At 62.7% G+C, this 21,094-nt stretch carries 23 protein-coding genes; 9 read left to right on the top strand and 14 right to left on the bottom strand.

The features are described 5' to 3' along the window. Nucleotides 1–100 precede the first annotated feature (100 nt). Complete coding sequence (locus NKI61_RS01350; RefSeq protein WP_352838691.1) at nucleotides 101–439, top strand: hypothetical protein; 339 nt, start codon at nucleotides 101–103, stop codon at nucleotides 437–439. 286 nt (nucleotides 440–725) lie between these two features. On the opposite strand, the gene NKI61_RS01345 is transcribed toward NKI61_RS01350, so the two are convergent. After that, nucleotides 726–1,214, bottom strand: a complete 489-nt coding sequence (locus NKI61_RS01345) for a GNAT family N-acetyltransferase (RefSeq protein WP_023741103.1) — start codon at nucleotides 1,212–1,214, stop codon at nucleotides 726–728. 5 nt (nucleotides 1,215–1,219) lie between these two features. Next, complete coding sequence (locus NKI61_RS01340; protein WP_023741102.1) at nucleotides 1,220–2,149, bottom strand: lytic transglycosylase domain-containing protein; 930 nt, start codon at nucleotides 2,147–2,149, stop codon at nucleotides 1,220–1,222. Between the two features lie 177 nt (nucleotides 2,150–2,326). Here NKI61_RS01340 and NKI61_RS01335 point away from each other — a divergent pair, with 177 nt between their 5' ends. Continuing rightward, nucleotides 2,327–2,908, top strand: coding sequence for a methylated-DNA--[protein]-cysteine S-methyltransferase (locus NKI61_RS01335; protein ID WP_352838690.1), 582 nt, complete (start codon nucleotides 2,327–2,329; stop codon nucleotides 2,906–2,908). A 148-nt stretch (nucleotides 2,909–3,056) separates the two neighbouring features. On the opposite strand, the gene NKI61_RS01330 is transcribed toward NKI61_RS01335, so the two are convergent. Then, nucleotides 3,057–3,383: a hypothetical protein gene (locus tag NKI61_RS01330; protein ID WP_023689728.1), complete on the bottom strand. Its 327-nt coding sequence runs from the start codon at nucleotides 3,381–3,383 to the stop codon at nucleotides 3,057–3,059. A gap of 298 nt (nucleotides 3,384–3,681) precedes the next feature. Here NKI61_RS01330 and NKI61_RS01325 point away from each other — a divergent pair, with 298 nt between their 5' ends. After that, nucleotides 3,682–3,894, top strand: coding sequence for a cold-shock protein (locus NKI61_RS01325; RefSeq protein ID WP_015316174.1), 213 nt, complete (start codon nucleotides 3,682–3,684; stop codon nucleotides 3,892–3,894). A gap of 230 nt (nucleotides 3,895–4,124) precedes the next feature. Next, nucleotides 4,125–4,325 (top strand): hypothetical protein, encoded by a 201-nt coding sequence (locus tag NKI61_RS01320; protein ID WP_352810813.1) that lies wholly within the window; start codon nucleotides 4,125–4,127, stop codon nucleotides 4,323–4,325. A 100-nt stretch (nucleotides 4,326–4,425) separates the two neighbouring features. Here the strand turns inward: NKI61_RS01320 and NKI61_RS01315 are convergent, their stop codons facing one another. Beyond that, nucleotides 4,426–5,286 (bottom strand): EAL domain-containing protein, encoded by an 861-nt coding sequence (locus NKI61_RS01315; RefSeq protein ID WP_023689726.1) that lies wholly within the window; start codon nucleotides 5,284–5,286, stop codon nucleotides 4,426–4,428. Beyond that, on the bottom strand, nucleotides 5,283–6,182 hold the full coding sequence (locus tag NKI61_RS01310; protein WP_352838689.1) for an EAL domain-containing protein: 900 nt from the start codon (nucleotides 6,180–6,182) through the stop codon (nucleotides 5,283–5,285). Before NKI61_RS01310 ends, NKI61_RS01315 begins: the two co-directional genes overlap by 4 nt. A 275-nt stretch (nucleotides 6,183–6,457) precedes the next feature. Between NKI61_RS01310 and NKI61_RS01305 the strand changes: the two genes are divergently transcribed. After that, the gene (locus NKI61_RS01305) at nucleotides 6,458–7,660 is read left to right on the top strand and encodes a pyridoxal phosphate-dependent aminotransferase (protein WP_023683765.1); all 1,203 of its coding nucleotides are present in this window, start codon (nucleotides 6,458–6,460) and stop codon (nucleotides 7,658–7,660) included. Between the two features lie 59 nt (nucleotides 7,661–7,719). On the opposite strand, the gene NKI61_RS01300 is transcribed toward NKI61_RS01305, so the two are convergent. Beyond that, entirely contained in the window at nucleotides 7,720–8,115 is a 396-nt protein-coding gene (locus NKI61_RS01300) for a (R)-mandelonitrile lyase (RefSeq protein WP_023683764.1), read from the bottom strand. A 48-nt stretch (nucleotides 8,116–8,163) separates the two neighbouring features. Beyond that, nucleotides 8,164–8,715 carry a methyltransferase family protein gene (locus NKI61_RS01295; RefSeq protein ID WP_023683763.1) on the bottom strand — a complete coding sequence of 184 codons (552 nt, stop codon included), beginning with the start codon at nucleotides 8,713–8,715 and terminating at the stop codon, nucleotides 8,164–8,166. A gap of 147 nt (nucleotides 8,716–8,862) precedes the next feature. Here NKI61_RS01295 and NKI61_RS01290 point away from each other — a divergent pair, with 147 nt between their 5' ends. From NKI61_RS01290 to NKI61_RS01280, 3 genes are all read left to right on the top strand, one after another. Beyond that, on the top strand, nucleotides 8,863–9,723 hold the full coding sequence (locus NKI61_RS01290) for an alpha/beta fold hydrolase (RefSeq protein ID WP_023671967.1): 861 nt from the start codon (nucleotides 8,863–8,865) through the stop codon (nucleotides 9,721–9,723). Between the two features lie 247 nt (nucleotides 9,724–9,970). After that, nucleotides 9,971–12,022 (top strand): elongation factor G, encoded by a 2,052-nt coding sequence (locus tag NKI61_RS01285; RefSeq protein ID WP_023683761.1) that lies wholly within the window; start codon nucleotides 9,971–9,973, stop codon nucleotides 12,020–12,022. A gap of 725 nt (nucleotides 12,023–12,747) precedes the next feature. Next, complete coding sequence (locus tag NKI61_RS01280) at nucleotides 12,748–13,245, top strand: methyltransferase family protein (RefSeq protein ID WP_023671969.1); 498 nt, start codon at nucleotides 12,748–12,750, stop codon at nucleotides 13,243–13,245. 22 nt (nucleotides 13,246–13,267) lie between these two features. Here NKI61_RS01280 and NKI61_RS01275 read toward each other — a convergent pair whose 3' ends face one another. Next, entirely contained in the window at nucleotides 13,268–14,164 is an 897-nt protein-coding gene (locus NKI61_RS01275) for a LysR family transcriptional regulator (protein WP_023671970.1), read from the bottom strand. Nucleotides 14,165–14,244: 80 nt separating this feature from the next. Further along, nucleotides 14,245–15,219, bottom strand: coding sequence for a thioredoxin-disulfide reductase (gene trxB, locus NKI61_RS01270; RefSeq protein ID WP_023671971.1), 975 nt, complete (start codon nucleotides 15,217–15,219; stop codon nucleotides 14,245–14,247). A gap of 256 nt (nucleotides 15,220–15,475) precedes the next feature. Here trxB and NKI61_RS01265 point away from each other — a divergent pair, with 256 nt between their 5' ends. Continuing rightward, nucleotides 15,476–15,952 carry an Lrp/AsnC family transcriptional regulator gene (locus NKI61_RS01265; protein ID WP_023689719.1) on the top strand — a complete coding sequence of 159 codons (477 nt, stop codon included), beginning with the start codon at nucleotides 15,476–15,478 and terminating at the stop codon, nucleotides 15,950–15,952. Between the two features lie 153 nt (nucleotides 15,953–16,105). Here the strand turns inward: NKI61_RS01265 and NKI61_RS01260 are convergent, their stop codons facing one another. The 5 genes from NKI61_RS01260 to NKI61_RS01240 all read right to left on the bottom strand — a co-directional run bounded on the left by NKI61_RS01260 (nucleotide 16,106) and on the right by NKI61_RS01240 (nucleotide 21,040). After that, nucleotides 16,106–17,446 carry a phosphodiester glycosidase family protein gene (locus tag NKI61_RS01260; RefSeq protein WP_352838688.1) on the bottom strand — a complete coding sequence of 447 codons (1,341 nt, stop codon included), beginning with the start codon at nucleotides 17,444–17,446 and terminating at the stop codon, nucleotides 16,106–16,108. 116 nt (nucleotides 17,447–17,562) lie between these two features. Next, nucleotides 17,563–18,216, bottom strand: a complete 654-nt coding sequence (locus NKI61_RS01255) for a D-glycero-alpha-D-manno-heptose-1,7-bisphosphate 7-phosphatase (protein WP_023671974.1) — start codon at nucleotides 18,214–18,216, stop codon at nucleotides 17,563–17,565. Then, a complete protein-coding gene (locus NKI61_RS01250) occupies nucleotides 18,209–18,781 on the bottom strand; it encodes a D-sedoheptulose-7-phosphate isomerase (protein WP_023671975.1) in 573 nt (190 codons plus the stop codon). The genes NKI61_RS01255 and NKI61_RS01250 overlap by 8 nt, the downstream gene beginning before the upstream one ends. An 8-nt stretch (nucleotides 18,782–18,789) precedes the next feature. Continuing rightward, entirely contained in the window at nucleotides 18,790–20,283 is a 1,494-nt protein-coding gene (gene rfaE1 / locus NKI61_RS01245; RefSeq protein WP_023671976.1) for a D-glycero-beta-D-manno-heptose-7-phosphate kinase, read from the bottom strand. Between the two features lie 124 nt (nucleotides 20,284–20,407). Then, a complete protein-coding gene (locus tag NKI61_RS01240; RefSeq protein ID WP_023671977.1) occupies nucleotides 20,408–21,040 on the bottom strand; it encodes a LysE family translocator in 633 nt (210 codons plus the stop codon). Nucleotides 21,041–21,094: the final 54 nt, after the last annotated feature.

Raw genomic sequence — 21,094 nt, 5'->3', positions numbered from 1 at the left:
GCGCGCGGATCCTGGTCCCGATGGACGGCGCGGCATGTGGAGCCAGTTGCACTTCCCTGTATTGCGTCTGCAGGTTAGGTTTCCGGTGCTGGGGAGACACATGCAAGAGGATGAAGAGATCGATCTGCGCTGCCCGCAAGTGGTAGCCGACAATGCCGCCAGGGGGTTGAGGCTGCGAAGAGAATTCGGCCGGGGCGGCACCGAGATCGGCGTGGCGCGGGCGACGGAACTCAAGAACCGCGAAAAGCTGGCGCCATCCACCATCCGCCGCATGGTCAGCTATTTCGCCCGCCACGAGGTCGACAAGCGCGGCAAGAACTACGGCAATGAAGACAATCCATCGGCCGGCCATATCGCCTGGCTGCTGTGGGGCGGCGACGAGGGCCGCGCCTGGGCGCTTGAGCTCAAAAACAAGATCGGCAATGCGCCCGATATCTGAGGGCTGCCGTAAAACGACTGGCGGGCCCCAAACCCCCGCCTGGGACCCGCCAAGGAGTGGCTGAACACATGCCGGTGCAGCCCCTCCACATCTGCCAGTCGTCGATCCGCCATCGGTCGAAAGGCATGGATGGTGAGTTAGCATCCGGTTGCAGCGGCCAATGTGAAGCAGTTCACAATCCGAAGGATTTCAACAGCGCTCGAGCAATTCCAGGAAAGGTGGGAACCGGTTTTCCCGTGAAAGCGCGTAGCGTTTTCCCCAGGGAATTGCGGCAAGAAAAAAGCCCTTACCCTTCCCATGCGACAGGCATCATTCCCAGCCGCTCGTAGAGCCGGAGCGCGGCGGCGTTCTCGACCGTGTTGGTCTTGAGGTCGACATGGGCCGCGCCTCGATCGCGAAAGGCGTTGAAAGCCTGCCACATCAGCGCTTCGCCAATTCCTTTGCCGCGCGCTTCGGGATGGACCGCGAGGTCCTTGACGAAAGCCCTCGTCCAGCACAGCGCTGCCGCCGCCAGCCGTCCCTTGGCGTCGATGACCAGGAAACACAGCGCCGGGTCGAATTCGGCATCGCTGGATATGCGCGGCCACCATTCGTCGAATGGGCCGTCGGTGCCGTCGTCGAACACCTCGCTCAAAAGCGCATGCAAGGGCTGCGCGTCACCATGTTCGAAGCAGCGCATGGTAAAGCCGTCCGGCCAGTGCGGTGCAACGAGCGTCTCGTCGAGGATCTTGCGCAGCCGGATGTCGTTTGGAGCCGGCGGGCGCGGTTCAGGCATCGTGCTCAGGCGTCGGGCTGCAGCCGGCGGCGCTTGCGGTCGACACCGAGGCCGGTCGCCTCGAGCAGGCCTTTGCGCTTGGCGTCGAAATAATAGCCGGTCTGGTAGAGCCAATCGGCCTTCTTGGCGTTGCCACCCGCCACCAGCCAGGCGCCACGCAGATATTTGACAGCGTATTTCAGATTGGTTTCGGCGTCGAACAAGCCCTTGGCCGGCCCGTCAAAGCCCATGCCGCGCGCCGTCGCGTGCTTGATCTGCATCAGGCCCCAATGGCCGTTATTGTAAGCCTTGGGATTGTAGGTGCTTTCGCGATTGACGACGTGGCGCACCAGATCGACCGGCACCTCGTAGAGAGCAGCGTATTTCTGGATCAGCCGGTCGACATCGCCGCGCATGCCGGTCGCATGCTCTTCTTCCGGGAGACCGAGCGGCGCGGCGGGGAACTGGCCCAAGGAAGCCGGGTTCTGCGGCACGACATAGGCTACCTGCTGCACGCCGGGCATGGCGTTCTGGCCGCCCTTGGCGGTCGCCGGCATGACAAGGCCGGCGGTCTTATATTGCGCCGCGACCGGCTGTCCAGCGTTGGCGGGCGCAGGCGCCTGCCAAGCATTGGCGGCCAAGACCGCGGGCACGGCCGGGGCCGTGGGCGTCGCGCCGGCAAAGGCCGCCGTCGCGGCAACCGGCTGCGCAGCGGCATCGAGCGCTGGCGTGGCCGGCGTCGCTTCGGCCGACTGAACGGGTGTTAGGCCCGAGGATTGCGGTAGCACCGAAACCGTATCGGGCAGCGGCAAGGTGAAGCCGGCATCGCTGCCGGCGGCGGTCGCGGTTTCGGTCAGCGCAGGCGTGGCCTTCATCTGCGAGGTCGATTGGCAGCCGCTGAGGGCAGCTGCGCCGACGATCACAGAGATCGCGATAAGGTTGAACTTTGCTGGCAAGCCGCGCGGGTCCGATTTGTCGGTTGTTAAGAAGTCCTTACACCAGCGATTCCTGGTGGGCAATCGGGACCATCTGGTGGTTTTCGGGTGGCGAGAGCCGGGCTCAGATGCCATATTGTTCTGCATATGTACCGGTCGGCATCCCGGTTTTCGCCACTTTGCGGAAAGGAGCGCATCATGGAAACGGCATCTTCGATCACAGCCGGCCACGCAGTGTTAGAAACAGTGATCGGCTTCATGGGCATCGCCTGGAGCGAAAAGGGCCTGATCCGGCTCTGCCTGCCCGAAAGGAGCCGCGAAGCAGTGGAACGCCGGCTGATGCGGCATGCCGGTGTTGCCGCCAATACGACTGCGAACATTGGGCAGCCGCAATGGGTGGTCGAGCTCACCGCCTCGATCAAGGCCTATGCCTCAGGCGAGGACGTCGATTTCTCCGGTGTGCCGGTCGATCTCGACGGCGTCGACGACTTCCGTCTCGCCATCTACGACGCGGCGCGAAAACTGCATTACGGCGAAACCACCACCTATGGCGAACTGGCCAAGCGCGCCGGCCAAGCCGGCCTGCCGCGCGAAACCGGGGCAGCGCTGGGCGCCAACCCGGTGCCGCTGGTCATCCCCTGCCATCGGATACTAGCCGCGGGCGGCAAGATCGGCGGCTTCTCGGCGCCCGGCGGCTCGGCCACCAAGGAAAAGATGCTGGCCATGGAAGGCGTGCGCGTCGGCCCGCCGCCGGCGGCGCAGGTCTCGTTCGGGTTCTAAGAGCTTGAATGGTATGCCGGCTGGGTATGTTGAGATTCAGGTCAGGCCGCACCGAGAACTATGGTCTTCGAGAACCGGAGCGGAGCGTACTTAATGTACGTGGGCACCGGACGCGCAGAAGACCGGCCTCACTTGAATATCAATATGCCTAATGACGGCGCAGGAAGCGGCGGTGAAAATGGTCGTTCTCGATCCGCTTGCAGAGATAGACCGGGCAGGATTCGGTATCGGCGCTCGGCACATAGGCGCGCTTTCTGACCTCGCCGACATTGCAGAATTGCTGGCTCTGAACATAGCGGTCGAAGAGCGGCAGCCCCGGCACACGCCTGGACTGATAGCGCAGGATGACCGCGCCCTGGCGCGCGATCGTGCCTTGCACCCTGTCGCAGCTCATACGAGTGGGGTCGTAGCGCGAGATCGCCTGCGCCTCGGCGGCCGCCAGCGTCAGGCAGGCGGCAAGCAGAATGGTTTTCACAACCGTTTTCATGACAGTCTCCCAAAACCGGACTAACGCCGTCGGGCGTCCCGATCTTCCCGATTGCTCGACGCTTTCATGCGATTGGGGCGGCCTTTGGGCGGCGCCACCGCAACGCCATTTTTCGAGCCATCTTGTTTTTGGTGCGAAACCCGCCTATATCAGCTCCATTGATATTTCGGCCGATCGATCCGGGCCTCGCGATCTTCGCGTTTGCTGACGTCTATCTCCAAAATCTCGATACAAACCGGCTGAACCTCGGTTCGGTCAAACCAAAGCAAATGCGAGGACTATTCATATGGCAACTGGTACGGTCAAGTGGTTCAATGCCACCAAGGGCTTCGGCTTCATTCAGCCTGATTCGGGCGGTGCGGACGTTTTCGTTCACATCTCCGCTGTCGAGCGCGCTGGACTGTCGACCCTGGTCGAAGGCCAGAAAATCAACTTCGAGATCGAGCAGGACCGCCGCACAGGCAAGTCGTCCGCTGGTTCTCTGAGCAAGGCAGCCTGATTTTGCGATAGCGCGCGCCGGACGAGAGTTCGGGGCGCGCGGCAAGTCACGGATGTACTGACGGTCGCGCGAGAAGCGCGCTGGAGCAGAAAGACCCGACAAGCTGGATCAGCAGATAGCTGCCGGCCCGGACTTAAAGCTCCGATCAGGCTACCGAAAATGGGAAGGCGGGATTTATCCCGCCTTTTTGTTTGTCTGGAATTGGACGATGGCCATGCTAGTTTCGCCCCATGACCAAGCTCGAACAGATTGAAAGATCCATCGCAGCCCTGAACACCAAAGAACCAAAGGCCTTTACCAAATGGTTCGCAGCGTATCAGGCAGAGGTGTGGGATATGCAGATCCAGGCGGACGCCAAGGCTGGCCGGCTGGATAAGTTTGCCGAGCAGGCTTTGGCTGAACTTCACGCGGGCCGAGTTCGCCCTCTTTGAATGCGCGCTACGGCCGAAGGCCGCAAGCCCAACCGGGCATCGCGCCCGTTGGCGTCCGGTCCGGAACGAGCCGCGAAGCGGCGGCAAGCGCGAGCACAAATCAGCGCCGCAGATGCAGCGGCACCACCTTGTTGTCGGCGCCAAGCAGCGCCTCGATCGACAGCGGCTCCCGGTTGAAGATCGTGCCGGCCAGCGCCGGGCGGCCGAGATGGAACCCCTGTAGCAGGTCGACGCCGCCATCCAGCGCGACGCGCAGATGCACGGATTGCTCGATGCCTTCCACCAGCACCTTGGCGCCGCGATCGTGCAGCGACGAGACGAGCGGCCGGAAGAAGCGCTCGGCGGCAGCGTGGCGGCAGAATTCGGCGAACCAGCCGCCGTCGATCTTCACGATATCCGGCTGGAGTAGGCTCATCCGCTCCGCGGTCGAGTGGCCGGTGCCGAAATCGTCGATGGCGATGCGGATGCCGTGGCGCCGCATCTCTCGCACCAGCGGGGCCAGCACATTATCGTCGGCCGCCTGTTCGGTGATCTCGCAGACCAGCATGGCGGCATGCAGGTCGAGATCGCCGAGATGCCGCGTCATCAGCCGGATCTCGGCCAGCGCCCGCCCGAGATGATCGTTGATCATCGGGTTGTAATTGAAGAACAGGTCGAGCCCGTCGACGCCGATGTTGCGGAAGTTTTTCAGATGCAGCATCCGGCACATCGTCTCGACAAACAGGCGGTCGCCCGGCGCAACACTGTCGAAGAACATGGCCGGTGCAACCGGCATGGAAGCGCGCTGCGGTTCGATCAGCGCCTCGACGGCAACCGCGGCCAACGCGCCACCGCGTGGCGCAAAGATCGGCTGGTAGGCGCTCTTCAGCCGGAACGCGCCGTAGACGCCGTATTCGATGCCGACCTCGTCGGCAAAGATCGCTTCGCCGATATCGCGACGCCTCTCGCGCTGCCCGGTCATGGCCCGGTCCTGCGCCCGAACACCCTGCCCGGCCGCGCCGGAGGCGCTGCAGTCGGGCCGGCAGGCGTCTTGCCAGGCTCGGCCGCCGCGACAGATGGCTGCCCATCCTTGCCGAAAGCGCGAAAGCTGGTCGGCGCCAGTTCCGGCTTCGCCAGCACGAAGCCCTGCACCATCGATGCGCCGGATTTCTCGGCCAATTCAAGCTGCCAGCCTTCCTCGATGCCTTCAAACACCGTGCGGATGCCCTGTAGTTCGAAGTTCGTCACCATGGCAGTCAAGAGGGCAAAGCCGGCGCCGGATTCCATGAGCTGCGTGATCCAGTGCGCATCGAATTTGACGATGTCGGGCTTGAGCTCCTTGATGCGGTTGATGTCGGATTCATCGGCGCCGTAATCGTCGACGGCAATGCGAAAGCCATTGGCCCGCAGCGCCTCGACAAAGCTGTAGAGCGTTTCCTGCGACGCCGACTTCTGCTCGGTCACCTCGCACACGATGCGGCGCGGATCGATCCCGGCGTCGTGCAGCACCAGCCGCATGTCGCGCAACGCGTTGTCGGCGATGGAGCGCTCGGTAAACACCGACGGATCGAAATTGACGAAGATCGAAGCCTCTTGCGGCAGGCAGGCGCCGGCATTGAGCAAATGCAGCGTGCGCGTCAGCGCCTCGATATGCAGGCGGTCGCCGGCCGGACAGGTGCGGAAGAAGTTCATCGGCGATTGCGGCTCGCCGTCACGAAACGGCCGGATCAGCCCCTCGAACGCTGCGATCGAGAGCTTGCCGTCCTTGAAGGCGAAGATCGGCTGAAAGGCGCTCTGCAGCGTGTAGGGACCCCAGACACCTGAAGCGGTGCCGTCATCGTGACGGATGATGTGGGCAAGCCCGGTGCTGCGCGACAAGGGTCCCTCGCTCCGCGAGACAGGCGAAATGGCTGGCGATCCTGCCGTCAAAGGTTTTAGCGGCCGTTGATGAATTTAGTCTTGCCGGGGATAAGCCGTCGATTGCAGAGCCCGCAACGCAGAGTGAAACCGTCATGCACGCGCTGCAAAAAGGCATCTTCACAGGTCCTTGAGCCCTGGCTCATCCGACAATGCTTGCACTTGCCGGGTCGATGCGACATGAGAAGCGCCGCAGCTGTTTGCGGTTGCGCCGACCCCTCTGGAGATATCTGGTCATGGCCTTTCTTGCCGACGCCCTTGCCCGCGTAAAGCCTTCCGCCACCATCGCGGTGACGCAGAAAGCCCGCGAGCTGAAAAATGCCGGCCGTGACATTATCGGCCTCGGCGCTGGCGAACCGGATTTCGACACGCCCGACAACATCAAGAATGCGGCGATCGAGGCGATCCGCCGCGGCGAGACCAAATACCCGCCGGTTTCGGGCATCGCGCCGCTGCGTGAGGCGATCGCGAAAAAATTCAAGCGCGAGAACAATCTCGACTACAAGCCCGAGCAGACCATTGTCGGCACCGGCGGCAAGCAGATCCTGTTCAACGCCTTCATGGCGACGCTGAACCCAGGCGACGAGGTCATCATCCCCCGCCCCTATTGGGTCAGCTATCCCGAAATGGTGGCGATCTGCGGCGGCACCTCGGTGTTCGCCGATACTTCGATCGACAATGGTTTCAAGCTCACTCCCGCCGTGCTGGAAAAGGCGATCACGCCGAAGACCAAATGGCTGTTGATGAACTCGCCGTCGAACCCGTCCGGCGCCGCATACACGGAAGCCGAGCTGCGCGCGCTGGCCGACGTGCTCTTGAAGCATCCGCATGTCTGGACACTGACCGACGACATGTACGAACACCTGACCTATGGCGACTTCGTCTTCAGGACGATCGCCGAGGTCGAGCCGAAACTCTACGAGCGCACGCTGACCATGAACGGCGTCTCGAAAGCCTACGCCATGACCGGCTGGCGCATCGGCTATGCCGCGGGTCCCGTCCAGCTGATCAAGGCGATGGACATGATCCAGGGCCAGCAGACCTCGGGCGCCTGCACCATCGCGCAATGGGCCTCGGTCGAGGCGCTCAACGGCCCGCAGGATTTCGTCGCCAGGAACAAGGCGATCTTTCAGGGCCGTCGCGACCTCGTCGTGTCGATGCTCAACCAGGCGCGTGGCATAACCTGCCCGTCGCCGGAAGGCGCCTTCTATGTCTACCCGTCCTGCGCCCAGCTGATTGGCAAGAAGACCAAGGCCGGCAAGATAATCGACACTGACGAGACTTTCTGCTCCGAATTGCTCGAAGGCGAGGGTGTCGCGGTGGTGTTCGGCTCGGCCTTCGGCCTCGGCCCCAACTTCCGCATCTCCTACGCCACGTCGGAGACGCTGCTGGAGGAAGCCTGCACGCGCATCCAGCGGTTCACGGCATCGCTGACCTGAACTGGCCGCACCGAGACATGAAACCCGGCTTCGAGCCGGGTTTTTGTCAGGAGCAGACCTCAGCCGCCATACTGCTCGCTGGTGACCGCTTCCATCCAATCTGCGTGGACGCCGTCCAGCGCTTCCTGCATGGCGACGTGGGTCATTGTCGTCTTTGGACCCGCGCCGTGCCAGTGCTTCTCGCCCGGCTCGAACGAGATCACGTCGCCCGCCTTGATCTCCTGGATCGGCCCGCCCCATGTCTGCGCAAGGCCGGCGCCCGACGTGACATAGAGCGTTTGGCCGAGCGGATGCGTGTGCCAGTGGGTACGCGCGCCAGGCTCGAAGCTGACCAGCGTGGCCCGCAGCCGCGCCGGCGCTTCCTTCTCGATGATGGGCGTCTGCAGCACGCGGCCGGTGAAATACTTCTCCGGTGCGATGATGGTCGGCACGCTGCCGCAGGCAATGATCTTCATCTCTGGTGACCCCTGAGTTCAGTAGAACCTACCCTGCCCCGGTGCTCGCTACCACCCCAGCCGAGGCCAGAACAGGCCGGCACGTACGCGATAGTCCGCGTAGGCTCCGGCCAGCGGCGTGCGCGAAAATTTCTTCTCTTCGTCCAGCGCCGCAAACACATAGAGGATAGCGATCCCGGCGACCGGCACCAACGCCCAGACCGACCAGGTCGCGATCCCCCAGCCGATCCAGAAGACGATGTAGGACGTATAGAAGGGGTGGCGGACATGGCCGTAGGGGCCGTGGGTCAGCAGGCTGTGCGGATCGTCGGGTGCGAAGACGAAGCGCAGCCGCACCTTGCGCGACGTGACGATCGCCCACCAGAACAGGGCAGAGCTCGCCAGTTCGACGGCAAGTCCGGTGAGCTTTGCCGAACCCGGCTGCGATTGGATCCAAAGGGTGGCGAGAAAGAACAGCGCCGTGGCGATGACCGCCGCCGAAATCACCATGGCGCCTGGAGACATCGCCTGCGATTGGAAATGCGCCCGCATCGACCAGACATATTGGCCAAGCATCGCGATGCTGCAGATCGAGACAAGAAGATCGAGGACTGGTTCCATTGTCGGGATTCCGCGCGTGATTGCCATGGAGCCAGCGATCGTGCCGGCTATCTCTTTAGAAATCCTTTCTTAACCACATGTTTAAAGAACATATAGAGCCAGCGATGCGATGTTGGCGGTCAGGCAAATCTCAAGGTCTAATCCAGCATGAGCATCACTCACCGCACCATCCGCACGCCGCAGGCCGACTTGCGCCTCAGCCAGTCGTCTGGGTCCGGCATGCCCATCGTCATGATCCATGGGTCGGGCAGTTCGCGCGCCGTGTTTGCCCGTCAGTTCGATAGCCCGCTTGCCGACGGCCATCGGCTGATCGCCTTCGACCTTCCCGGCCACGGCGAGTCCTCCGATGCCCGCGACCCGGCGACCGCCTATACGATTACCGGCCTTGCCCAGACCACAGCCCGGCTTCTCGACGCTTTGGGCATCGGCCACGCCATCATCTTCGGCTGGTCGCTCGGCGGCCATGTGGCGGTCGAACTGGCCAGCTTTCACCATGCGGTCAGCGGCCTGGTGCTGACCGGAGCGCCGCCGGTGTCGCGGGGGCCGCTTGGCATGCTGCGCGGCTTTCACGCCAACTGGGACATGCTGCTGGCCTCCAAGAAGGTCTACTCCGAACGCGACATCGAGCGCTTCGAGGCGCTTTGCTTCGGCGATACCGCCAGTCCGTCTTTCCGCGAAGCCATAAGGCGCACCGACGGCAGGCTTCGCGCCGGCGTGGCGCGCAGCATGTTTGCCGGCAAGGGCGCCGACCAGAAACAGGTGGTCGAGCACGCCCCGTTCCCGGTTGCGGTGATCAATGGAGAGCATGATCCGCTGGTGCGGCTGAGTTACTTCGAGACGGTGGCCTATGGCTTGCTGTGGGAACAATGCCATGTCATATCAGGCGCCGGCCATGCACCGTTCTGGGAACGCCCAGACCTGTTCAACCCGTTGCTGTCGCGCTACGCCGAGATGGTGGTGAAGCAGAGTGCAGCCGCCACGCCCACGCGCCGCACCCAGGCAAGCTGAAATCGCCGGACGGTTCTGATCCCGGGGTCTTGCCTCGGCCGCCTGACGGCGCACCGGATTCCTATTTTCCTTGCCCTGCCGGCTAACCCGTGGGACGATGGGCTTGGGCAGGTGGCTAAGAGAAACAACCCCGCCCCGCGACGGTCGAACAGGCCGGCCGCCGCTCACGACAGGGTGCGATCGGCGCAAAACCGTTTCCACTTTTGCTGATCGCACTCCAAGGGCCAAGCCTGAGTGGAGGTCAGCCATGGGTACTCGCGCCGGAGGACGACGCACGGGACCGAAATGCATTGCCATAGTCGGTCCCTTTGCAAGCGGTAAGACGACACTTCTCGAAGCCATCCTCGCCCGTACGGGCGCCATCCCCCGCCAAAATCCCGTTTCATCGGGAAGCACCGTTTCCGATCATTCGCCCGAGGCGCGGGCGCACGCCATGAGCGTCGAGGCGACCTTTGCCACCACCGAATTCATGGGCGAGCAGATCACCTTCGTCGACTGTCCCGGATCGATCGAATTCTCCTTCGAGGCCGAGCCGGTGCTGGCAGCCTGCGATCTCGCGGTGGTCGTCGCCGAGGCCGACGAGAAGAAGATCCCAGCCTTGCAGCTCATCATGCGCAAGCTCGACGATCTCGGCGTGCCGCGCATCCTGTTCCTCAACAAGGTCGACAAGGCAATCGCCGGCGTACGCGATACGCTGAAGATGCTGCAGCCGACGAGCGCGGCGCCGCTGTTGCTGCGCCAGATTCCGCTGCGCAAGGACAATGTGGTGATCGGTTCCATCGACCTGGCGCTAGAGCGCGCCTACATCTACCGCGAATATGCCGAAAGCCAGGTTGCCGAAATTCCAACTGACGACAAGGCGCGCGAACTGGAGGCTCGCTTCTCCATGCTGGAGACGCTTGCCGACCATGACGACCAGTTGATGGAGCAGTTGCTGGAGGAGATCGAGCCGCCGAAAGACGCGGTCTTCGACGATCTGTCCGCCGACCTGCGCGCCGGCGCCATAACGCCGGTGCTTATCGGCACGGCCGAAAAAGGCAACGGCGTGCTGCGCCTTTTGAAGGCGATCCGCCATGACGCACCGGATGTCGAGGCGACGCGCAAACGGCTCGGCGTCCCCGACGGCAATCACACCGTGGTCCAGGTGATGAAGACCATCCACACCGCGCATGGCGGCAAGCTGTCCGTGTCGCGCGTACTCTCCGGCCAGATCGCCGATGCAGCCGAACTCTATTTGTCGAATGGCGAGACGGCGAAGGTCTCCGGCATCTACAAGATGCTCGGCAAGGACCAGTCCAAGCTCACCGCTGCCAAGGCCGGCGACACGGTGGCGTTGGGCAAGCTGGACGAGGTCAAGACCGGCCAGACGTTGAGTTCCACGAAGGGCGGTATCAAGCCGCTGGTCACGCTTACGCCGCCGCAGCCGGTCTTTGCCTTTGCGCTACGGCCGAAGGAGCGCAAGGACGAGGTCAAAATGTCGGCGGCCATCCAGCGCCTGGCCGAGGAAGATCCCTCGCTCACCTTGCGCCACAACCAGGACTCGGCCGAGACCGTGCTGTCCGGCCATGGCGAGATGCATCTGCGGGTCGTGCGCGAGCGGCTGGAAGGCAAGAATCAGATTCCGGTCGAAGGCCATGCGCCTGCCGTCCCCTATCGCGAGACGATCCGAAAGACGGTGCAGCAGCGCGGCCGCCACAAGAAGCAGTCCGGCGGCCATGGCCAGTTCGGCGATGTGGTGATCGAGATCAAGCCGCTGCCGCGCGGCTCCGGCTTTCAGTTCTCGGACACCATCACCGGCGGCGTCGTGCCCAAGACCTACATCCAGTCGGTCGAAACCGGCGTGCGCGATTATCTGAAATCCGGCCCGCTCGGCTTCCCTGTCGTCGATGTCGCCGTCAACCTCTCCGACGGCTCCTACCACGCCGTCGATTCCTCCGACATGGCTTTCCAGATGGCGGCCAAGCTGGCCATGAAGGAAGGCATGGCGGCCTGCTCGCCGGTGCTGCTCGAGCCGGTCATGAAGGTCGAGATCGTCACGCCGTCCGAAGCCACTTCGAAGATCATCGCGCTGATCCCGCAACGGCGCGGCCAGATCCTTGGCTACGACGCGCGGCCTGACTGGCCGGGATGGGATGTCGTGGAGGCGACCATGCCGCAGGCCGAGATCGGCGACCTGATCATCGAACTGCGCTCGGCGACCTCCGGCGTCGCCAGCTATCGTTGCGCCTTCGATCACATGGCCGAGCTGACCGGTCGGTTGGCCGACGAGGCGATGAACGCCAACGGCAAGGCTGCCTGACAGGCCGAAGGATGATCCGCACAAAAAACGGCGCCCGGATGACCCGGACGCCGCTCTTATTGCGGACCGTCTTCTTGGGAGGAAAACGGCAGGTCCGCCGCACGTATCCGCCGCGCCATGCGGCACTGACAGACGAATAGGTTCGGACGCGGTAGCCGCCTGAGCCCGGATCTTCCGAGTGATGCCCCCATCTCCCGGTCGAACCACACCGCGTCCTATGATCTGCTTAAACGATGAATCGCGCCTGCGGCATGTTACCTGAGGTTACATGTCACTGTTACGCGGCGATTTTGCTCGATTTTTCGCTGGCTACGGCAGGCCCGGAAACAAAAAAGCCGGATCAATGAAGATCCGGCTGAGTTTGATTGGAAGTGCCTGTTAAGGCTAACCTCCAGAGGGGAACACTCGAGGGCGCTAATGGGAGGAGAACGCGCCCAGGAGATGATCTATATATGTGCTGTTCATGCCCAAGAAACAAGCATCTATTTTGCAACACACGCATGCAAAAAGGTACAGGCTGTGGTCTAACCCATGTCTAGGGGCCATAGGACCACGAAAAGTTGCCAAATGAATGGCGCGACCGTGCGGTTGCCTTCGCAGAACCGCAAGTCGGGCTGATTCTCGCGCTCGCGGGCAAAAAGCCGAATGACGTTGAATCGGGCAGCAGGCGTTTATTTTTGCGGCAGCGGGATGGGAAGGGTCGGCCGGAAGAAGGGAGACCTGACATGCGGACACCCCAGGCGATCGCCGGCAGCGCGGTCTTCTTCATCGCCGCACCTTGTGTCGTGGCCGGGCTGGTGCCCTGGCTGCTGACGGACCGCTACCGTCTGCCGCTGTCGACGGTGCCCGGCTTCGTGCCGGCTGGCTCCATCCTAATCGTCGCGGCCATCGCCCTGCTCGTCCATTCCTTTGCCCGCTTCGCGCTCGAAGGCATGGGCACGCCGGCGCCTGTAGCACCCACCGAGAGACTGGTGATCGGCGGCGTCTACCGCCATGTCCGCAACCCGATGTACGTCGCCGTGCTGTCGATCATCCTCGGCCAGGCGTTGCTGTTTTCAAGCTGGAGCGTCGCTGCCTATGCCGCCATCGGCGCGATCGTCATGGGCTCTTTCGTCAGGTTCTATGAGGAGCCGACTCTCGCCCGCCGCTACGGTGGCGAATACGAGACCTACCGCCGCAATGTTCCCGGCTGGCTGCCACGGCTGACGCCTTGGCGGGGGTGACCAGCACCTCCCAAGGGCATGTTTAAAATGACCAGCTGCGCGCTTTGGCGATGATGAAGTCGCGGAAGACGTGCAGCTTGGCCTGGTTCTTCATTGCATCGGGATAGGCGAAATAGGTGTCGAAGGACGGCACCTCGGTCTCCGGCAAAAGCTGCACCAAATCCGATTCCTTGGAGATCACGTAGTCGGGCAGCATGGCGATGCCGGCGCCGCCCTGCACGGCGCGCTTGATCGACAAGATGTCGTTGATCTGCAGCGTCGGCACCCTTTGCCCACCGTCGAAATCGCCGATCGTTTCCAGCCAGTTCAGCTCCGACAGATGCGACGGCACCGGCACACCGAAAGTGACGATGCGATGGTTCTTCAGATCGGCGACCGAGGTCGGCTTGCCGTGCTTGCCGACATAGGACGGCGAGGCATAGAGGTGGAAATGCACGGTGAACAGGCGGCGCTGGATAAGGTCGGGCTGCTGCGGCTGGCGCAGCCGTATCGCGCAGTCGGCCTGGCGCATGGTGAGGTCGAGTTCCTCATTGGCCAGGATCAGCTGCAGGCTGATTTCCGGATAGAGCTCGATGAATTCCTGCACCCGCTCGGTCAGCCAGCCGGCGCCGAGCCCGACCGTGGTCGTTACCCTCAGCACGCCTGAGGGACGGTCCTTGGCCTCGGTCAGCTTCGACTTGATGGTCTCCAGCTTCATCAGCACGTCATGCGCCGTGCGGAACAGCATTTCGCCCTGCTCGGTCAGCACCAGGCCGCGGGCATGGCGATTGAACAGCGGCACCCCGACATCATGTTCGAGCGCGCTGACCTGGCGTGAAATCGCCGATTGCGACAGGTGCAAAGTCTCGGCGGCATGGGTAAACGACCCAGCCTCCGCCGCTGCGTGAAACACGCGAAGCTTGTCCCAGTCCAACGCCATTGAGTTCCCCTCGTTCTGTTTTTGGCGTCTGAATGAAAAATCAGGCTTTTGAACGGCTTGCGACGCCGTCTTGATAGATTTTATTCCGCCGCTTCGCGGTGCACCTCGATGCCGGCCAGGTATTTTTCCGCCTCGAGCGCGGCCATGCAGCCGAGCCCGGCGGCGGTCACCGCCTGACGGTAGATATCGTCGGTCACGTCACCGGCGGCGAACACGCCGGGCACATCGGTGCGGGTCGAATTCGGCGCCGTCCACAGATAGCCGTTCGGCTTCTGCTTCAGCTTGCCGACAAACAATTCCACCGCCGGCGCATGGCCGATCGCCACGAACACGCCGTCCACCTGGAGATGGCTGACCTCGCCGGTCATCGCATTTCTGAGCTTCAGCCCTTCGACCGAAGGCGGCAGCGGCGTCTTGCCGGGCCGGCCGGTGATCTCGTCGACGATCGTGTCCCAGATGACTCGGACATTGTCCTTTTTCAACAGCCGCTCACGCAGGATGCGCTCGGCGCGGAAATCGTTGCGCCGGTGGATGACGGTCACGCTCTTCGCCAGATTGGAGAGATAGAGCGCCTCCTCCACCGCCGAATTGCCGCCGCCGATGACAGCGACATCCTTGCCGCGATAGAAAAAACCATCGCAGGTGGCGCAGGCCGACACGCCGAAGCCCATGAAGGTTTGTTCGGTGGGGATGCCCAGCCACTTCGCCTGCGCACCGGTGGCGATGATCAGCGCATCGGCCGTGTAGGTGGTGCCGGAATCGCCCGTGGCGCGGAACGGCCGCACATTGAGGTCGACCTCGGTGATGATGTCGTTGACGATGTCAGTGCCGACATGCTCGGCCTGCTTCAGCATCTGCTCCATCAGCCACGGGCCCTGGATCGGATCGGCGAAGCCCGGATAGTTTTCGACATCGGTGGTGATCATCAGCTGGCCGCCCTGCTGCAGGCCGGCGACGAGCATCGGCTTCAGCATGGCGCGCGCGGCGTAGACCGCCGCCGTATAGCCGGCCGGGCCGGAACCGATGATAAGGACAGGCGCGTGCTTGGTGGTCATCTAAAGCCTCTGCGGGGCAGACAATCGAGTGTGCCTTGGAAAACGACGTGAAATGTTGCTGGTAATGTAAGGGTTGCCAACCACACCAGCAAGACGATCAGGCCGTCGTCCCCGGAAAGCTTCGGCCTACAGGCTTATTCGCGCAATGGCCGCTTTCGTTACGGTTGCGAAATCGCCCGACCAAAGGGCTGGCATCGACACAAAAGTCGTTTAAGGACGAGAGCGCGAAAGATTCTTGCGCTAAGCCGAGACCGCCATGCCCCTGAAAGCCGACCTCGATGCCATCGACTGGAAGATTCTGCGCGAGCTTCAGGCCGACGGGCGCATGACCAATGTCGAACTGTCGAGCCGTGTCGGCATTTCCGCCCCGCCCTGCCTGCGCCGTGTCCGGCGGCTGGAGGAAACCGGCATCATCAGAGGCTATCGCGCCTTGCTCAACGCGCCGGCGCTCGGCATGGATGTCGTCGCCTTCTGCCTGATCGGCCTGCATCACCAAGCCGACGCGGAGCTCAAAGCTTTCGCCGAGCGCACTCGCGGCTGGCCGATCGTGCGCGACGCCTGGATGGTCTCGGGCGAATCCGACTTCCTGCTGCATTGCGTGGCGAGTGATCTCGGCACCTTCCAGACCTTCGTCATCGAAGAACTGGCTTCGGCGCCGAATGTCGACACGGTGCGCACCGCGCTGACCATCCGCCGCGTCAAGGACGAAGGGCTGGTGGCGTTCAGCGCCTGATAAGCGAGATTAACTTCGAAAAAGCATGTGCGACGCCGACCAAGACATACCCCAACAGACACACTGCTACCTCTCCGACAACTGGCAAAAGAATGAAGCCGTCCCCAGGGCCGGGGCTCTCACCAGGGGACATCTCCGGCAAAGCTAAAAAGGCTAGCAAAATAGGTGAGCAAGCAAGCCAGACGAATGTGATGACATGCGGCAACCATTTGAGACGGAAAATGTTTTTTGACGCGAGAACGCCGCGCCGATCACAATCATGTTGACGACGAATATGAGCCAGAAAGCGAATTCTGGCGCCGAAATCGTAGGGTATTCCGGGTCAGATTGCGTGAACATGAGCGGCCAAGGTTGAATATGCCATCCGGTTTCAGCTACGGAATAGGGAGTACTTTGACCCACCCTGCCAAGGGCAGGATCTGCTACCTGCGGCTCCACCGTGAGAACAACAGGCAATCCCCAGGGCACATCTAGCGGTGCTTGAAGCAGTGAGACGTCGCCATCCGCGACCTGGGCTTCCCACTTGGCATAGTGTTTCAACCGGTAGTTCCCGGAGCGGACGCTGAGGCAGGCAACAGGCCCGCCATCGAGGTTTAGCGCCGTCTTGAGATCGAGGTCGGTCTGCAACAGGAAGTTTGCTAGCCGGTCCAGCGAGAAGAAAGCGTCCTTGGTCGAACCGACGATGATCCAGCCCTGACGATCTTCCGCGATAAAGGTGCGGTTGGCCAACCAGTTGCTCTTGGCGCGTACATTGTTGCGGCCGTCCTCACCGACAAGCAATGGATAGGAAACCATAGCGTTTTCGGCATTCTCCGTGACTGCGCGCCAGTCACGTGAATTGAGATCGACCACATGCGTGCCGGAGGCATTCACGAACCAGGCGCCGGCCTTCGCATCGTATTCATCCGGCCCGAGCCTCGCACCCATGCTGACAAAGGGCGTGTCGGCTTCGCCCTTCAGTCCGAAATAACTGCCATTGACGATCAGAACGGTGCCGCCTGCGCCTTGTGGATTGAGTGCCGCTTCCCACTGGTCGATGTCCTTGGCACCACTGGGCTCGTTACGGGCAACGAAACGGAATTTGGCTGGATCGAAACGGTTGAGATAGAGCCGGTCAATTTCACGGTCGCCCGCCATGACGGGGATTTCTCTGACCTGGAATCCAGGCTCGGTTTCATTCCATGAGCTGGCTCCAGCGGTCACATCAGGAATTTCCGATTTCAACGCAAGCTGCATGGCAGGCGAGAGACGCGCATCGTCGGGTGCAACGGCGATCCAGTAGCTTCCGCCGCGGCGAAGAAGTGCATTGAGCCCATACACGCCGTGTTTTTGCCAGACATACCCCACGGCTGAAAGCACAGCCAATATCAACAAGACAACGGCAACAGAGATTGCTTTCTTCAATGAATTCCCCTCGTTCTTCGATGGAATGACATCTGCAAATTTCTTGCTTGAATGATGTCTGATCTCTGCAGTTTTTCCGCAAAAGAGCATGGTGCTTTCCTGGGGAATAGCGTCAAAGCAAAGAAATGGATCGGCTCGCCGTTTCTGCGAAACGGTGAAACGCTCAAGCTAACCCATTGAGATTGCGTCGCAACAGATCCGGAAAGCTAAATCAGTCTCGATCCGAGCGACTCGACAGCTCTCAAAAGCCGTTCCAGATCATCGGGGTTGCGCAGCGGCAGAACCTCGAAGCCCGGCTCATTACTTCCCTCGCCATCCACCAGCCAGCCGCGCGGCAGGCCGGCACGTTGTCCGGCCTGCATATCCGCGGCCTTGTCGCCGACTATCAGCGAGCGCTTGAGATCGAGGCCGAGACGCTGCCGGGCCTGTAGCAGCATGCCCGGATTGGGCTTGCGCATTGGATGGTCGGCGACCGCCAGTGGCCCGCTGCCCGCCTCGTGGTAGGCGCAGGCCAGAACCATGTCGACGAAGGCATCGCCGGCGGCAAGCAGCTTGAGAACCCGGCCGTTGACCGCGGCAAATTCCTTCCAGCCGAAATAGCCGCGCGCGATGCCGGACTGGTTGGTGACGATGACCACCGGGATGTTGCCCCGGTTGGCCGCCGCGATGACCGGCACGATGCCGTCGCGCAGCGCCATTTTGGCTGGATCGTCGGGATAGCCGGTGTCGACATTGATGGTGCCGTCGCGGTCGAGGAACAGCGCCGGCGCGTTGGCTGGAAACACCCGCGAACCCACCCGCTCAACCCACAGGCCGGGCTCAGCCAGCGGGTATGGACCGTAGGCCCCGGTGTCAGCCATTCGACAGACGGTCTTCCACCACCTCGCAGAGATAGTGGTAGAGGCAGAGATGTCCCTGCTGGATGATCGGCGTCGAGGTCGAGGGCACGTTGAGCAGTATGTCGGTGAGCGGCTTGAGTTTGCCACCGCTGTCGCCGGTGAGGCTGACCACCGTCATGCCCATCATCCGAGCCTGTTCGGCGGCAGCCAGAATGCTCGGCGAATTGCCGCTGGTCGAGATGGCAAGCAGCACGCCGCCGGGCGCGCCATGCGCCTCGACCTGGCGCGAAAACACGGTGTCGAAGCCATAGTCATTGCCCCAGGCGGTCAGCATGCCCGCGTTGGCCGGCAGCGCAATCACATTGTAGGCCTTGCGCTCCTTAAGGAAGCGGCCGACCAGTTCGGTGGCAATGTGGATGGCGTCGCTGGCCGAGCCGCCATTGCCGCAGACCAGCAGCGCCTTGCCCGAGGAAAGCGCGGCGACGACCGCACTCACAGCACGTTCCATCTCGGCGGTCAGGTCACGCTCGACTGTCGCGGTGATCGCGGCCGCCGAGCGGACCAGATAGTCATTCAGTCCGGACATGAAATCCCTCAGTTGGTACCGCCGCCGGCGCGCAATTTGCCGATCGTGCCGGTGGTGCTCTTGCCGGCGACAAGGTCGACCAGGACGACGCGCCCGCCCGCCTTCTGCACCACATCGGCGCCGACAACGGTTTCGACCGTGTAGTCGGCGCCCTTGACCAGAATGTCGGGCAGAAGCGCCTCGATCAGCGCCAGCGGCGTATCCTCTTCGAACACCACGACCGCATCGACCGAGGCCAGGGCGGCGAGCACGCAGGCACGATCATGCTGATCGTTGACCGGGCGCCCTGCGCCTTTCAGCCGACGCACCGAGGCATCGCTGTTGAGGCCGAGCACCAGCCGGTCGCACTGGCTGCGCGCCGCGTGGAGAAGACTGACATGGCCGGCATGCAATATATCGAAGCAGCCATTGGTGAAGCCGACGCTCAGGCCCTCGTCCTTCCACGCCGCCACCATGCGCGCGGCCGATGCGGCATCGAGGATGGCGTCCTTATGGGCGGTGGGGCCGTGCGAGCGGAACAGCGCGCCGGTGAGTTCCTCCACGGTCAGCCGCGCGGTGCCGCGTTTGCCCACCACCACACCGCCGGCGGCATTGGCGATGGAGGCGGCCATGACGCGATCGGCGCCCGCGGCCAGAGCCAGCGCGAAGCTCGCGATTACCGTATCGCCGGCGCCCGAAACGTCGAACACTTCGCGCGCCTGGGTGGCGATGTGGCGCGCCTCATCCGCGCCGACGACGCTCATGCCCTTTTCGCTGCGGGTGGCGACGACGAAGTCGAAGCCATGTGCCGAAATCAGCTGGCGTGCCGCCGCGACGATCTCGTCGTCGGCGAAAACCGGGCGACCGACAGCTTCGCCAAGCTCCTTGCGGTTGGGCGTGATGGCGGTCGCGCCGGCATAGCGCGCATAGTCGCGGCCCTTGGGATCGACCAGCACCGGTTTTCCCGCCTCGCGGCAGATGGCGATCAGGTCGGCGGCGACGCCGTCGAGCAAGATGCCCTTGCCATAGTCGGACAGAATGACGATGTCGGCGCGCGTGAGTGCGGCGCGAAAATGCCGGACCAGGTCCGCCCGTTCCTTGTCGTCGAGCGGCTTGATCTCTTCCTCATCGAAGCGCAGCACCTGCTGATTGAGCGCGCTGAAGCGGCTCTTCGACGACGTCATGCGACCGCGCTCCTGCGCCATATCAGCCGTATCGGCGCCGAGTTCGCGCAGCATGCGCACCAGATTGTCGCCGGCCACATCGGTGCCGATCACCGATATGGGAATAGCGCTGGCACCCAGCGAGACGATGTTGGCGACAACGTTGCCTGCGCCGCCCATCGTCGAGGTCTCGCCGCGCCCGTGCAGCACCGGGATCGGCGCTTCCGGCGAGATGCGCTCGATGACGCCGTTGACGAAACGGTCGAGGATGAAGTCGCCGACCACCAGCACGGCAACGTCGCCAAAGCGGGCAATGGCGCGGTGCAAAGGTTCGGGCGAAGGCGGATTGTGCTTGATCATGTCACTGGCAATGCGAGGGAAAGGCCGACCTCAATCACGCTGAAAATTGTCAATTTACGGGCCGGATCGTTCATGGCGAAGCCGATATACCGCAAATCCGCGCAGCGCAACGTCAGGGCGGCCGTCAGCTCTTCTGCAACGCGACGTGGACGCCCAGTCCGACCAGCACCGCCCCGCCCGCCCTCTGCATGATGCGCTGCGCACGGCTGGAGCGCTTCAGCCGGGCGATCACCATGCCTGCCAGCAACACGCAGACAATATCTGCCGAAGAGAACATTAAATTGACGATGGTGCCCAGCACGACGAATTGCAGCCACACCGGGAAACCCGCCGAGGCATCGATGAACTGTGGCAGGAACGCCATGAAGAAGATCGCCGTCTTCGGATTGAGCACTTCGACGGTGATGCTCTCGAAAAATGCCCGGCGCGCCGATTTGCGCTCGATCGCCGGCAGCGCCGTGTCACCGTCCCCGCGCTTGCGGAACAAGGACACGCCAAGCCAGATCAGATAGAGCGCGCCGATGAGCTTGACCGCCATGTAGAGCGGCGGCACCGCATGGAAGAGCACCGACAGCCCGGCGGCAGCCGCAAAGACATGGAAATAACCGCCAAGATGGATGCCAAGTGCCGCCGTCAGCCCCGACCAGCGCCCGCGCGCCATGGTCTGCGCGGCGGCATAGAGCATCGCCGGTCCTGGAATATAGGCAAAGATCGCCGTGGTGGCGAAAAACGCAATGAGCAGTTCGGTCGACGGCATTTTTTGTCCCCTAGCTTGCGGGCCTCGAATAAAGCGGGCCGCTTCGCGGTCTCA

The organism is Mesorhizobium sp. M0514, from assembly GCF_040321145.1.
Taxonomy (GTDB): Bacteria; Pseudomonadota; Alphaproteobacteria; order Rhizobiales; family Rhizobiaceae; genus Mesorhizobium.
Note: the sequence above shows the minus strand (reverse complement) of the source record. Positions and strands in the feature narration are given on the sequence as shown.

What these genes read in the sequence shown, in the direction of transcription:
- NKI61_RS01350 (WP_352838691.1), top strand. Translation starts at nt 101, where the DNA reads ATGCAAGAGGATGAAGAGATCGATCTGCGCTGCCCGCAAGTGGTAGCC.
- NKI61_RS01345 (WP_023741103.1), bottom strand. Translation starts at nt 1,214, where the DNA reads ATGCCTGAACCGCGCCCGCCGGCTCCAAACGACATCCGGCTGCGCAAG.
- NKI61_RS01335 (WP_352838690.1), top strand. Translation starts at nt 2,327, where the DNA reads ATGGAAACGGCATCTTCGATCACAGCCGGCCACGCAGTGTTAGAAACA.
- NKI61_RS01325 (WP_015316174.1), top strand. Translation starts at nt 3,682, where the DNA reads ATGGCAACTGGTACGGTCAAGTGGTTCAATGCCACCAAGGGCTTCGGC.
- NKI61_RS01320 (WP_352810813.1), top strand. Translation starts at nt 4,125, where the DNA reads ATGACCAAGCTCGAACAGATTGAAAGATCCATCGCAGCCCTGAACACC.
- NKI61_RS01315 (WP_023689726.1), bottom strand. Translation starts at nt 5,286, where the DNA reads ATGACCGGGCAGCGCGAGAGGCGTCGCGATATCGGCGAAGCGATCTTT.
- NKI61_RS01305 (WP_023683765.1), top strand. Translation starts at nt 6,458, where the DNA reads ATGGCCTTTCTTGCCGACGCCCTTGCCCGCGTAAAGCCTTCCGCCACC.
- NKI61_RS01300 (WP_023683764.1), bottom strand. Translation starts at nt 8,115, where the DNA reads ATGAAGATCATTGCCTGCGGCAGCGTGCCGACCATCATCGCACCGGAG.
- NKI61_RS01295 (WP_023683763.1), bottom strand. Translation starts at nt 8,715, where the DNA reads ATGGAACCAGTCCTCGATCTTCTTGTCTCGATCTGCAGCATCGCGATG.
- NKI61_RS01290 (WP_023671967.1), top strand. Translation starts at nt 8,863, where the DNA reads ATGAGCATCACTCACCGCACCATCCGCACGCCGCAGGCCGACTTGCGC.
- NKI61_RS01285 (WP_023683761.1), top strand. Translation starts at nt 9,971, where the DNA reads ATGGGTACTCGCGCCGGAGGACGACGCACGGGACCGAAATGCATTGCC.
- NKI61_RS01280 (WP_023671969.1), top strand. Translation starts at nt 12,748, where the DNA reads ATGCGGACACCCCAGGCGATCGCCGGCAGCGCGGTCTTCTTCATCGCC.
- NKI61_RS01275 (WP_023671970.1), bottom strand. Translation starts at nt 14,164, where the DNA reads ATGGCGTTGGACTGGGACAAGCTTCGCGTGTTTCACGCAGCGGCGGAG.
- trxB (WP_023671971.1), bottom strand. Translation starts at nt 15,219, where the DNA reads ATGACCACCAAGCACGCGCCTGTCCTTATCATCGGTTCCGGCCCGGCC.
- NKI61_RS01265 (WP_023689719.1), top strand. Translation starts at nt 15,476, where the DNA reads ATGCCCCTGAAAGCCGACCTCGATGCCATCGACTGGAAGATTCTGCGC.
- NKI61_RS01260 (WP_352838688.1), bottom strand. Translation starts at nt 17,446, where the DNA reads ATGCTCTTTTGCGGAAAAACTGCAGAGATCAGACATCATTCAAGCAAG.
- NKI61_RS01255 (WP_023671974.1), bottom strand. Translation starts at nt 18,216, where the DNA reads ATGGCTGACACCGGGGCCTACGGTCCATACCCGCTGGCTGAGCCCGGC.
- NKI61_RS01250 (WP_023671975.1), bottom strand. Translation starts at nt 18,781, where the DNA reads ATGTCCGGACTGAATGACTATCTGGTCCGCTCGGCGGCCGCGATCACC.
- rfaE1 (WP_023671976.1), bottom strand. Translation starts at nt 20,283, where the DNA reads ATGATCAAGCACAATCCGCCTTCGCCCGAACCTTTGCACCGCGCCATT.
- NKI61_RS01240 (WP_023671977.1), bottom strand. Translation starts at nt 21,040, where the DNA reads ATGCCGTCGACCGAACTGCTCATTGCGTTTTTCGCCACCACGGCGATC.